At 58.7% G+C, this 13,003-nt stretch carries 9 protein-coding genes and 1 pseudogene; 3 read left to right on the forward strand and 7 right to left on the reverse strand.

The window, feature by feature from the left end; genetic code table 11:
- Positions 1-220: 220 nt before the first annotated feature.
- The 6 genes and pseudogenes from DN745_RS08335 to DN745_RS19295 form a co-directional block, all read right to left on the reverse strand.
- Positions 221-1,201, reverse strand: coding sequence for a Wadjet anti-phage system protein JetD domain-containing protein (locus DN745_RS08335; protein ID WP_111333778.1), 981 nt, complete (start codon positions 1,199-1,201; stop codon positions 221-223).
- Positions 1,201-5,649, reverse strand: a complete 4,449-nt coding sequence (mukB, locus tag DN745_RS08340; RefSeq protein WP_111333780.1) for a chromosome partition protein MukB — start codon at positions 5,647-5,649, stop codon at positions 1,201-1,203. Before mukB ends, DN745_RS08335 begins: the two co-directional genes overlap by 1 nt.
- Positions 5,646-6,332: a chromosome partition protein MukE gene (locus DN745_RS08345; RefSeq protein ID WP_111333782.1), complete on the reverse strand. Its 687-nt coding sequence runs from the start codon at positions 6,330-6,332 to the stop codon at positions 5,646-5,648. Before DN745_RS08345 ends, mukB begins: the two co-directional genes overlap by 4 nt.
- Positions 6,329-7,651 (reverse strand): hypothetical protein, encoded by a 1,323-nt coding sequence (locus DN745_RS08350; protein ID WP_204355117.1) that lies wholly within the window; start codon positions 7,649-7,651, stop codon positions 6,329-6,331. Before DN745_RS08350 ends, DN745_RS08345 begins: the two co-directional genes overlap by 4 nt.
- Before the next feature lie 560 nt (positions 7,652-8,211).
- Positions 8,212-8,688: pseudogene (locus DN745_RS20225) on the reverse strand (virulence RhuM family protein); the annotation flags it as partial.
- A 133-nt stretch (positions 8,689-8,821) separates the two neighbouring features.
- Positions 8,822-9,289, reverse strand: coding sequence for a hypothetical protein (locus DN745_RS19295; RefSeq protein ID WP_133621988.1), 468 nt, complete (start codon positions 9,287-9,289; stop codon positions 8,822-8,824).
- A 128-nt stretch (positions 9,290-9,417) separates the two neighbouring features.
- Between DN745_RS19295 and DN745_RS08365 the strand changes: the two genes are divergently transcribed.
- A complete protein-coding gene (locus DN745_RS08365; protein ID WP_111333788.1) occupies positions 9,418-10,425 on the forward strand; it encodes an alpha-2-macroglobulin family protein in 1,008 nt (335 codons plus the stop codon).
- Positions 10,426-10,548: 123 nt separating this feature from the next.
- On the opposite strand, the gene DN745_RS08370 is transcribed toward DN745_RS08365, so the two are convergent.
- Positions 10,549-11,475, reverse strand: a complete 927-nt coding sequence (locus DN745_RS08370; protein ID WP_111333790.1) for an Abi family protein — start codon at positions 11,473-11,475, stop codon at positions 10,549-10,551.
- A 195-nt stretch (positions 11,476-11,670) separates the two neighbouring features.
- Between DN745_RS08370 and DN745_RS08375 the strand changes: the two genes are divergently transcribed.
- Positions 11,671-12,663: an asparaginase gene (locus tag DN745_RS08375; protein ID WP_111333792.1), complete on the forward strand. Its 993-nt coding sequence runs from the start codon at positions 11,671-11,673 to the stop codon at positions 12,661-12,663.
- Positions 12,664-12,666: 3 nt separating this feature from the next.
- Positions 12,667-12,993, forward strand: a complete 327-nt coding sequence (locus DN745_RS08380) for a thioredoxin family protein (RefSeq protein ID WP_111333794.1) — start codon at positions 12,667-12,669, stop codon at positions 12,991-12,993.
- The last annotated feature ends 10 nt before the right edge of the window (positions 12,994-13,003 follow it).

The raw sequence follows: 13,003 nt of genomic DNA on the forward strand, positions 1-13,003 counted from the left end.
AAACTCAACGAGGTGTTCAAATGAAACGGCATCCAAAAGAATTCAAGCACGAGGCGGTTCGCCTGCCCTATCTCGACGACCGCAGTGACGTTGCTCTCAGCTCCGATTCACGGACTCGCCACAACGTGTTTTAAAGCCCCCTGCATATAGCATATTATTTGGGCAGCGCCCGGATATCACAACGATTTACGCACACCTCCGGTGCGAGCATATCAACAGTTCATTCCTCCAATAAACCATCAAGATACACCGCCAACCTTTGGTCCAAAACCAGGACCTCCTGCTCCAACCAAACGCCGTCACTCGCAAGCCGCTGGACCCACTCAGGCGCGTCGCCAAGATCGAGGTCGGCGGGCCACCCTTTCATTTGGCCACGGTGCGCGACCTGCTCCTGCCAAAACGGCGGGAGAGCCCAGATAAGATCGGGACGCAGGCTTCGCAGATGCTTCATAATACCAAAACCATCGTGATCGAGGTCGCCGAAATGAACCACCGGCGTGGTCGAAAGAAGCTCCAGAAGATACCGCGCCGTCGCCGTATTCCAACCCGGAACAAACGCAACCATCCACCCGGGCGGCACCTGAATATCGACAAAAGTGCCCAGATTTTCGACGGTCAACAACGCCTTCGGCAGCACACCCCGAAGCTGCGTTCCATCGAGCAAAGCCCGCTCCGTCAGGACTAACTCTCCCAGGCATTCGGCAAGCGCGTTGGCATCCAATTCGGCGGTGTTTCGGATCACGCTCAAACCAGCATTTGGGCGGATTCGAACCAGCCCATCCCGCGTCACTTCGACCTCGTCAATGGCCTCCCGCTGCTCCTCACTAAGCGTTGCCTTGGAATGAACACCGAGCACCGCGTTCGCCGTACGTTGGTTGAGACGCCGATGCCTCATTTCCGGCAAGGCTTCGACGCGCCGCTTTTCGCCCAGACTTCGATAGCCATGCAGGTCCACCTTCAAGCCCCGGCGGCGCAGCTCCGCCTCAACCTCGCGCCATGTGGGGAAGACACGATCGAGCATCGTTTCAAGCGCCGGTCGGGATGCCTCATCGAGCGCCAATTCACGGTGCCGCGCGCTCCGGCGCGACCACGGTAGTTCGGCGAGTTCCTCCCAGGCGGCCGCCTGAGATTTGCGACGTTTTAGGGTGCCCGACGCCCAAAATTCGAGCAGGGCGAGCTGGTGGGCCTCATTACTCCACATCAGGCGTCGCTCCCTATCGCGCGCCGGCCGGTCACCCGGACCACCTCGCGCGCATCTTCGTCGACCTGGCGAATAAGCCGATACGTCGTGTTTCCCTGCGCCTGCGCAATCTCAGGTGCCGCGATTAGCAACTGAAGCTCCAGGTTTTCGCAGAGCTCGAAGAGCACGCCCAAATTATCCTGTGAGAGCCGATTCGCCTCGTCGAGAAAGAGAAAACGCAGCGTCCCACTGGAGCGCTTTGCGCGCAGCAAATTCGCGCTGCGCTCCCACGCGGTCAGGACCACCATCATGATCGCCGCGCCGACCCCAATCGCCTCACCGGTCGACATCTGAGACGGCTTCGCCCGCTCCCAATCATGCCCCGCCTGGCGCATCACCTCGATCCGCAATTCCAGATATTCACGATAATCCAATAAGCGCTGCCCCCCCGTTTTCCCGCCACCAAAACGCGTCGCGATATTCGCCATCGCATCCTCAAAGGACATCTCGGTTTGGAAGAGAAATTTCTGCGCCTCCTCACTGCGCAGCGCCTCCAAGACACGCTCCTGGCGCTCGACGCGGTCCACCCGAATTCGCAACCCGTGGATGCTCCCAAATCGAATCTCGCGCAGCTCCTTATTTAACTGCGTCACTTGCCGATTCGCTTTACGCCGCTGCGTCTCGATATTGCGCGCAACATCCGCAGATTTCCCGCGCAGACTTCTCTCCTGACCGTCCAACTTCGCGCTGAGCTGCTCCAAATGAATCCGCAGACGCTTAAGCGAGGCGAGCGGGTCATCGCCCTCGGCGATCTGCAAGGGCACACGTCGCCGAAGCCAATCGCGCGCGCCCAGCCAGGCCCGCAAATAGGCCAACCCCGACTCACCTTTGGTGCCGTCGAGCGCGTCGCGAACTTTCTGCGCTCTTTCAATCCCACCCTCGGATTGCCCGAGACGCTCTATAAGTAATTTCGCGCTACTTAGAGCCTCCGAAAACAGATTCACCGACCCTTTGTTCTGAGTTTGCTCCAGATAGGCCGGAGTCATCACGCTGCAGAGAATTCCGGCTTCTTCAGCCTCTTGCTGCAGCCGCTCCCAGCGCGCTGCCTGCGGACGCCACTGAGCTTCTGACTCACTGAGTTCGTTGCGCGCATCCTCAACCTTAACTGCCACCGCCTGGTGTCTCACCCGCGCCGCGACGACCGCATCGCCAAGCTCCCGCTCCTGTCTATCGAGCCGCTCAGACTCCGCTCTCCAACTCTTATTGGTCTGCTCAGCGCGCACCACCGCTGCATCACTGGCGTCCTCAACACCGGTGGTCGCAAACTCCTCTTTATCCCGCTGAAGTGTGGCGTTTAGAGCCTTTAATTCCGCGTCCACCAGACGCATGCGCTCACTCGCCGACTCATAATCGACCTCGGCCGCGTCCTGCTCTTTTTGCGCCGCATCACGCGCCTCTTCGGCCAGCTTCAATTGCGCATTGAGCACCGGGTGAAGCGCCTGCTTTTTTTCCAACGCAGCCGGCGCATCGGACCACTTCAGCGCATGCGAATTCTCGACCACTTCACTCAGCGCATCGCGCAAACGCCTCTGCGTATCGCGCTCCTCACACACCTTCACAGCTTGGGCGCGACGCGTCGAAAGCTGCGCCTCGGACAGAGGAATCTCTCGCAAAATATCAAGCCCCTCTTCCACAATCTGACGCGGCTCAGCCACCGTTTTCACCCGTATTTTTGCCGCGCGCGCGTCGTCTAAACGCCGCTCAAGCGCACGCGCATGCTCGGCCTGATCGGGCAAATCGAGGAGGTTTGCACTCGGCAAAAGCCCCTGCAGCCCACCGCGTCGTGCCCTGATCTTCTCAATTTGGGCGCTGAGCCTTTCAAGCTCAAGCGCGTGGCGATGGGCGGTGTTTTTTGCCGCGGCGAACCTCCCCTGAGCCGCGTGCAACTCCGGCGCTGGGTCCGCGCGCTCAAGAAGCCCGACTTCGGCGAGCAGCACCGTAACACTTGTAAGCGCATCCTCAACGCGGCGCTCATCCGCCACGGCCCGCGCCAACTCTCCCTCCGCATCGACAACCTCGAGCCCCAATTCCTCGATGAGCTTGGTCCGCGCCCTGCGCCCCAGCGTCGGCTGAGCCGGCACAGTCGTCATGCGATATCCGCTATAAGCCTCCACGAATACCGCGTCCTCAAAACCCGCACCCTCATCACTCTGCGAGCGCCTCTCCAACTCCTCCGCCAGCCGCGTGCTCTCCTCGATAAGCCAGACCGTCTCCGGGCGTCGCGGCTCTTCGGCCAACTTCTTCGCAGCTCGCCAGATATCGTCGACGACAATCGCCTCGGCGAGGGGGCCCAGAAGCGCCTGCACCCGGCCAGCATCCTCGACCGAAATATTATCAAAATGCCCCGCGAGCAGTTCGCCCTCGGCCGCATCACGCGCCCTCAAAACCTCCGGGCGAAACTCACCGCCACCGCCTTCAAGCTGCTCAATTCGCTTCAACAACGCATCAAGTCGAGCGCGCGCTTTTTTGTGGCGCTCGCGAAACGCATCGCGCCTGTCTCCCAAAAACCTATGCAACGCCTCCACATCGGCGCGACTCTCTAGCGGTCTCTCGGGTTGCCATGCCTTTGCAAGCCTCGCCGCAACTTCGCGCAGCGCGCGCCAACGCGGAAGCAACGCCTGAAGCGCCTCAATCGAACCCTCCAACTCCCGCACCTCACGCTCGGCCTCATCACTCGCCGCGTGCTCACTCGCCTGAGCGCCCCGGGCAACTTCCAGCTGCGCATCAGCGCCATCAAAGGCCGCGCGCACATCTTCTTGAGAGCGAAGCTCCGCGTTCGGCTCACTCCAGCGCGCCGCTTTTTGCCACGCATCTTTTTGCTTCGCCACAAGCACCCGCGCCTTCTCAAGCTGCGCGCTAAACTCTGCCACCTGCGCGCCTAAGCTCTCCAACTCTCGCAACGCGCTCAACTCCTGGCGCGCCCTGGCGAGCGCCTGTTGGGCCGAAATAGGCGCGCCGCAAAGCTCAGTGAGCGCCGCCAACACACCCTCATGCTCGCGGCGACGCTGGTCGGCGGTCTCGAGCTGGCGCTCAAGCACCACGATCCTGCGGTCAAGCTCGCCAACACGCGCCTCACACGCCTGGCGAAAACCCGGCGCCGTCTCGGCACGCACATCTTCGCCGGGCAACCCACGACGCGCCAATTCAAGCTGCTTAGAAATATGCCTAAAAGCCGAGGCCCGATATCGAAGCCCGTCGATTCCCTTCTGAAAATCAGCGAGCCCAAGCGTCGCCGATTTAACGTCTTTCTGAGCATCTTTGTGACGATCTCGCGCAAATGCTCGCGCATCTAAAGCCTTTTGCTCAGCCTGTTGCGCTTGCTCAAAACGCTCGGCCGCAGCCACTCGTTGCGCCTCGCATTTCGCGATCCGACCCGCAATTTGATGCGCCCCCCGCACCGATTCAAGCACTCGCCAGGAATCCTCACTCGCCGCTTTAGCAACCTCTAATTCAGCCACTACTTCCGCACGCTCAAGTTCCTTTTTTTTGAGCTCCGCCGCCAAATCACGCCCCTTATCTTCAACCCGCTTAAGCTCCTCGCCAGCCCGAATAACCTGCCGATGCAACTCATCCGAGCGCACGCGCGTCGCGTGAATCGCCGCGCCAAACATTTCCTGCCCCGCCTCAAAGACACCGGTGATCTCGGCCTCCATACGCCGCGAACTCTCGACCTCCATACGCGTGCGCCGACAGGCATCCAGATTCGCGTGGATGCGCTTTAAGGTGTCCGCCAGACCGGTTTCCTCGCTAAAAAGAAACTCGCGCAGCCTCTTCGTAAGCGCCTGCGAAATCCCCCCGACCATGCTCGTGTGCAGCATCTGATTGAATTTGCTGCGCTCCTCACGCTCCGAGAGGCGAAGCGGCGCGACACCGCGCTCAAAGAGTTCGCTAAAATAATCGGCTGTCTTCGAATAGCTCTTGAGCTGCGCGCCGCTCAGCGCGGCGAGTTCTTTGAGCCGATTCAACTCCGGAACCGCGTCCAACTCACCGTCCCTTCGCCCGCGATCAAGCAATAGATCCTGCAGCGAGACATCGTCGGCCAACCCACTAATTATGAAGGGCGTCAGGTTGAGATTTGGCTCCGCTTTCCGCTCCAAATGAACCCCCGCAAGTAGCCGCTCACCGCTCCCAAGCCGAAAGTCCAACGCCGCATAAGACGGGCTGTTCGCCTCGCCTAGACGCCCATAAATCCCTTTATCGCCCCCGGTCGCCTCCGACACCCCAACATTGCTAAAACGCAAAAACGACAGGTCCGGCAGGAGCACCACATAAGCCGCGATCATCACGGTCGTCTTACCCGCCCCGTTGGTCCCCTCCAGCGCCGTAACATGTTCGTCGAGCAAATAGCGCTGATAAAAGACGCCCTTCCAATTCACCAGAGCCAACTGTGTTGCGCGAGTGCGTTTCACGACTCGACCTCCATTTCCAGGTCATCGGCTTCTTCCTCATCGGCATCAACGTCCTTATCTTCGACAACGACCTCACCGCATTCAATCAACGCGATAAGCGCCGCCTCCGGGTCGGAGAGCCCACGCACCGGCTCTGCGAAACGCATCAAGGGCGCACGTAACGCGATTTCCATATCCGAAAGACGCTCGACAAAACCAAGGCGGTCCAAACCCCTAAGTGCTTTCTGGATCTCCCCGCGCACCTCCCTCTCGGCGACCCGCTCGTCGTGCACCTGACCTCGGCGCGAATTCAACGCCTTGAGCAAGCGCTCCTTTCCGACGATATTCGTGAGCAACTCCGTCAGTTGTCCGACCTCAACGAGCCCCACCGACTCCGCCGTCGCCGGGTCCAAACGCATCAACGCGAGCGCTTGCCCGACGAGCATCTCCGCCGTCGATAGGTGACGCCGACCGAGGCGCGCGCCCGAGGGCAAAAGATAAAAATATGCATCGCCGCCTTGCACCAACTCGCAATCAAAGCGGCGATAAAACGTCTCCAAATGATATTGCGCGTCGACCAAAAAGCCGAACCAATCGATATCCTCGCGCCCAATATGGCGACCGCGCCGCAGTTCAAGGTCGACGTCCGGAAAATGCTCATCCAACACAACATCTTCCAGCGAATTATAAGCCTCACTCCTCATGACTCCCCTCCAAAATCAGAACGCCACGCCCACTCCTCGATTTCCATCGGCGCGGACTCCAAACGGCACCACTCGCGCTCATGGGGCGCGCGCACCTGAACCCGCTCCGCGACAAGCGCCGCAATCCGCCCGGCAAAACGATAGCGCTGGGTCGCCGGCATCTCGTGGAGCACCCGTTGCGTCACCTCCACCAACGACTCACACCCACTGGCCAACGCCTCATCGACGCGCTCCTCAAGCCGCATCGGAAGAAGGTCCTCCGAGACCAACACTACCGCGCGCTCCCGATCCGCCGTTGGCCGGGTAACCGGCGCCCGCTCAACCCGCGAGCGCGCCTCCCGAAACAGCCGAATCGAGGGTTCATCGGCCACCACAAACGCAAAACGCCGCTCAAGCTCAAGCCACCCGGCGAGTTGGTCGCGCAGGCGTTGGCTGACCGCGCGGTCGGGGTCCAGGCGAACGACTCCGCGCAAAAACCGCTGGATATATTGATAATAATCCGACCAGGCCCGCTGCCGCTCCCCGCCCCACGCCGCCACCCGTTCCAGGTGCTCCTGAACCCGCTGCGCTTGCTCAACCGCCGCCTCGACCTCCGCATCCATTGCCAACTGTTCAATATCCTGCAATTGCTCATGCAACAGCGCGCTATCGCGCAACAAAATCTCATTGAGCTCGCTAAGCGTCTCGCTCGTTTTCTCCAGCAGAGCCTCACACTCTTCCACCGCCGCAAACCAATCCCTCAACAACAACGCGCTAATCTCCTCACGAACCTCCCGCTGCTGCGCATCCATCCCGCGCTGGCGCCGCTCAATCCCCGCGACCAAATCACCCACCGTCACCCTAAGCGGCTCCACCACATCCGCTCGCCACGCCTGCTCATCCTGCGCCTTGCGCGCATCCACCAACACCGTCCCAAGCTGCGAAATCAACGCCCGCATTAACACCACCAAACTCACTCGAGTCAGCGTCTCGTCTGCCACAAAAAAATCGACCACCGCGACCGCGAGCTGTGTCAGCGTAAACTCCCCATCGCGCACCACCCCCGCCCCGTCCACCCGCCGCAACAGCCGCTGGTCCCGAAGATGCTGAATCGCATGCGTCGCACGCTTACTCGGATTCGACGCATCCGGCTCGATGAGTTCACACACTTGCAGATACAAATCCGTTAACTGCTCCCCCGTCAAAGACGCAAAATTCCCATGCTCCGCCCGCACCCGCAACGCCACCAAATAGCAGAGATGCGCCGGCTCAATCACAAGCCCCACACTCGCCCGACTCAGCTTTCCGAGCACCAGATGAAGGTCCGTCTGCTCATGCACCACCCACCTCCTCCTTCCCCCGGCCGATATATCCGCCCGAGGATTGGCATTATCTCTTCGTACTCAACGAAGTTAGCACGCGCCTCGGAAGCGCCTCAAGCAAGACCACGCGTTCGAGCACCTCATCGAGCCCAACACATCCGCCGGTTGACCTCACCCCAGCACGTTCCTATCTGTTTCCTCCGAACGCACCACACCCACGCTCACCACCCAAGAAGGTCACCATGGACCACGACACCTTCAAAATCGGCCCCGACATGCCCGTCCACCGCCTCGGCTTCGGCGCCATGCGCATCACCGGCCCTGGCATCTAGGGCTGGCCCGCAGACCGAGACCGCGACAAAGCCCTCCAGCGACGCGCCGTCGAACTCGGCGTCAAGCTGATTGACGCCGCCGAGCCTATAGCCCCGAAGTCAGCGAGTACCTGCTCTGCGACGCTCTCAAACCCTATAAAAATATCAACATCTCCACCAAGAACGGGCTCCTGCATGCAGGTGCCAACGACTGGTGCCCAAACGGCCCCACCCCAAACACCTCGAGATCGCCCTCAACGACTTGCTGCGACGCTTCGAGGTCGACCAAATCTCCCGAATCCGCTCGAGCAACTCGTCGAAATAGTCTTTGCCGAAGCGTTTGTTTAGCTTGAGACGCCCATCGTCCAGCAGAAAACCCTTGACGATAAACTCGCGCAAAGTGTTCGTGGCCCAGATGCGAAAATGGGTCGCCTGGGTGCTGTTGACGCGGTAGCCGACCGAGATAATCGCGTCGAGATTATAGTGTGAGATCTCGCGGGTCACCTCGCGGTTTCCCTCGGTTCAAAATATTCGAACATTTCGAATGGTTGCTTCTTCGATAAGTTCGCCGCTCTTATACACCTGTTTCAGGTGATGATTAATTGTTTGCACTTCAACTCCAAAAAGCTCCGCCATCCTCCGCTGCGAAAGCCAAAAGCTCTCGTCTTCATGACGGACTTCGACCCGGACTTTGCCCTCGGGCGACTCATAGAAGATAAGTTCACTTTTATGGTGATCGGTCATTTTTTCGTGCCCTGTGAAAGTTGCTCAATCCAGACCTCAAAATGCCTGTCTAGAACTGGCCGATTTAACGGAACAGCTCAAGTTCGGTGAATTCCAACTCTATACAATAATCATGATAGCTCAAATAGTTGGCTCACTCCCCTCGCTCCTCTTTGGCACGCTGCTCTTCGCGATAGAATGCGCGCTCAGCAACGCCAACCTGCCACTCCCAAAACGGTAAAAAAACGTCCTCCTTCTCCTCTTTGAGTTGGTGCCGTGCTGATTCCATTGCCTCAATAATGACAACAGGAACCTCGCCAAGCGTACCGAACCAAGAACCCGTGCTACGATCTCTCAACGCATAATAAAATGCGTCACACTCGTCCGATTCTGACTTCGAAGCCCACTCTAATGCTGGCCGTGCGATAGTTCGCCAAGCGGACGTGCCGATGGCAAAGCCGCTGCTTAGTCGAGCCAGTTGCAAAGCCGAATCCACCGATACTGCTTGACTGATCTGATATTTCAACTCGTTAGGTACTACTCGGCCGTGCGGATCAACATCCAGAAGAAATCCCCCAAGAAAGTCGCGGCTATTACTGCCACTCGCGACGCAGTTCAGCACGCCATTTTGCGGTACTTAATGTGGTCCAATGCACATCACATTTACTCATTCAATGACTATGTTTCTCCGATGCAGTTTGAGAGGTTCATATTGACGCGGGAAGCGGCAGCGTAAATGCTTCTATTTTAGTGTCCGAAAGACCGGGGGCATGCCAGGTCGTCGAGACCGCGGGCGCCGCGCATTTTGTGAACTCTTATGGCGGCGACGCGCACCTGCTGCTCTATTCGAATCGCCGCGCCGACGCGGTCCTTTTGGACGCGCTCATCGCCACCGAGCCAAAGAGCGACCTCATCCCAAAAATCGTGAAGGGCTTGCAGACAAATCGCACCCGCGGGCGCTGGAATAATGCCCAGGAGAACGTCTTTATCCTGCTGGCGCTCGACCGCTATTTCGACACCTACGAGAAGCAGACGCCTAATTTTGTGGCCAATATCTGGCTCGGCGACGACTTCGTCGGTGAACACGCATTTAAGGGCCGAAGCGCCGATTATCAAAACTCGAGCGTCCTGATGAAAGCGGTGGTCGACAAGACCGTGAAGGCCGCCGATATCACCATTAAGAAAAACGGTGAGGGCCGCCTTTATTATCGCCTGGGCATGCGCTACGCGCTTAAATCACTCGCGCAGGAGGCCGCCGATTATGGCTTCGCGGTCGATCGAAAATACGAGGGCGTTGACAACCCGAAGGACGTCTTCCAGCGCGAAGACGGCACCTGGGAGGTCAAGCTCGGCAGCCGGGTACGTGTGCGCCTGACGATGGTCGCCCCGACGCGTCGCTATCATGTCGCCCTGGTCGATCCCCTGCCCGCCGGGCTCGAGCCGCTTAACCTCGCCCTGGCCACGACCGAAGCGGTGCCCGAAGATCCGCATGCGAGTACAGCGCCCACGCCCTATTGGTGGTGGTCGCGGCCCTGGTATTCGCACCAGAACCTTCGCGACGAGCGGGCCGAGGCGTTTAGCTCACTATTGGGCGCCGGCGTGCACGAGTTCACCTACACCACCCGGGCCACCACACCCGGTGAATTCGTGGTGCCGCCGACCAAGGCCGAGGAGATGTATAGCCCCGCAGACATTCGGACGAAGTGCGTCGACGAGGATGGTCGTGAAATAGGGAATGCCTGCCAACGGGGAGGCTAATTTTGCCTCTAAAGGGCAATCTAGCTTGACTCTAAGGCAGATGATTCTATAGTCCTAAGCAATATGACCGACGCCTCTGCACATCTTTTGTGTACGCGTCGGTTCTCATTTGCCCACCTTATATTACTGCCAGAGCGACCACGTTTCCCAGTTCTCAAAAGTACCCAGACCGTCTAAATCAAAGCGTTTTGGGAACTCCTCGTTTAGCAATCGCTGTAGCCGCTGACCCCACGAAGAGGTCGGACAGATGACTTTCAGCAATTGCTGCATAATACAGAAATAGAAAAATGGTCGCTCATGTCGCAGTGCTCTCGGCCAAGTTGGCGGGCTAGCTGAAAGTTCTGGAACATTGATATTCCATAGTCGACTGTGGTGAGCCGCCACGTTGCGTATAAAGTTCAAACTTCGCAGCCATTGTGCAAAAGCCTGCCCATCCGGAGCGCCATAATTTTCAGCGATAATCTGTTTATCGTGATGCTGCATCCCGGCAAATAAGTGTGACAATAAGCCGAAATCCCAAATTTCAATGGCGACCCAAATTGGGAGTGAACCGCCATATTCTTGGGCGTGATGCTCGATAAATGGTTGTTTTCGAGCGCGCTGGCGTGCCCTTTCATATTTAGACAACCATAACTCGTGTTTTGTTCGGCCGTTTCTCATTTTCTTTTTTGCGAAATTGCCATGCAGGTATTTGGGCAATTCATGCGCGCATGGGTCATATTTTCCAAGCAGATAGGCGACATCGACGCGCACAGCCATCTCGATACGTTCCAATGCATCAAGCGCCAAAAGTCGTAATTTTTTGTCGAAGACATATAAACGCGCCACATCCTCAAAACGGCTCCCCGGCATAAACTCATCTAGCCTCTGTCGGGCCTCAGAGTCTGATGCGTCGATGACGCGTAGTGGATACCAATATCCACTTAAACGATAATAACCAATGCGCTGCAAATAATCCGTTGCAGCCGCCACATCCTCAACCAGCAAACCGCGTCCTTGCAATCGCTGCAATTGCTTTTCATATGAACGCCAAGGTTTGAGAGGTTTCATCGATTTTACTTGGTGAGGGTGTTGGCTCTAGCGAGTACAAATGATCCAGAACGAAAGACTAAAGCTTCCCGTCAAATTTGGCGAGCAATAGAAATAACCCGCAGACATTCGGACGAAGTGCGTCGACGAGGATGGTCGTGAAGTGATAGATAGACCCGGTCTGTCATTGCAGTGATTCTATCGATTGAGCAGTTTATGAAACGCGTACTTCTTTTGCACACCGGCGGTACCCTGGGCATGACCGGGCCGCCGCTTTTGCCCGACGCCTACTCCGGCGTGCTCACCGAGGCCGTGCCCGAGCTGGAGAAGATCGCCCAGCTCGACACGCGCATCGTGCTAAACCTGGACTCCAGCGACCTGGGGCCGACGCATTGGACCCTTTTATGCGACGAAATCACGACGCATTATGATGATTATGACGGCTTCGTCATCGTCCATGGCACCGATACGATGGCGTATACCGCCGGCGCCCTGGCGTTCGCGCTCGTCGGCCTGGACAAACCTGTGATCCTGACCGGCGCGCAGCGCCCGCTGGCGTCGCTGCGCACCGACGCGCGGCGCAATTTGGTCGACGCGGTGGAGATGGCAACGCGCGACGTCCCGGAGGTCGCGATTTGTTTTGACGGCCTGCTGCTGCGCGGTTGTTGCAGCACCAAGAGCAACGCGCGCGACTACCGCGCGTTTGACAGCCCGGGCATCCCGGCGCTGGCCAAATTGGGCGTGGATATCGACCTCGGCGAGCATATTCGGCGTCCGCGGGTGCCGTTTGCGCCGGACGCGCGATTTGAGGAGCAAGTCCTGGCCATCAATATGACGCCGGGCTTTCAACCCCAGATGCTCGAGATGCTCCTGGGCATGCCCCAGCCTCCCCACGGCGTGATTATCGCCGGCTTTGGCTCCGGGACTGTGCCGCGCGAAAAGGGCTCGCTTGCGCCGGCGGTCAAACGCGCGACTGAGATGGGCATCGAGGTGCTGGTCATCACCCAATGCTACGGCACCGTCGACCTGGATCTCTACCAAAACAGCCGCCAACTTGCCGAAGCCGGCGCAATCTCCGGCGGTCGAATGACGCTGGAGGCCGCCGTGCCGAAGTTAATGCACGCCCTCGCCCTCTACCCCGATCCGCACGCCCAACGCGAAGAGCGTTGCGCGTATTTGCAGCGAAATATTGCGGGTGAATTGGACTAAAAGATGATCGAACTCTCAAGCCTAGCCCAACTCGACGCGTTAAAGAGCGAGCACGAGGTACTGCTGGTGTATTTTACGCCGCCGAGCTGCAGCGTCGGCGTCTCGCTCTTCGACCGGGTTTCGGCGCAGGTGCAGGCGCGCGCGGTGAGCGCGGCGCGGGTCGACACCACTGCGTACCCGGCCATCGCCGGCCAACATCTAGTGCTGGCCTTCCCCACCATCCTGGTCTTTGTGTACGGCCGCGAATTTGAGCGACTCAGCCGCGTCTTCTCGATGAGCGACGTCGAGCGCGCGCTGGAGCGCGCGCTCGAAATTGTTGAGCAAGACTAGCTTCGCTGGT

This window comes from Bradymonas sediminis (assembly GCF_003258315.1).
GTDB classification, from domain to species: Bacteria; Myxococcota_A; Bradymonadia; order Bradymonadales; family Bradymonadaceae; genus Bradymonas; species Bradymonas sediminis.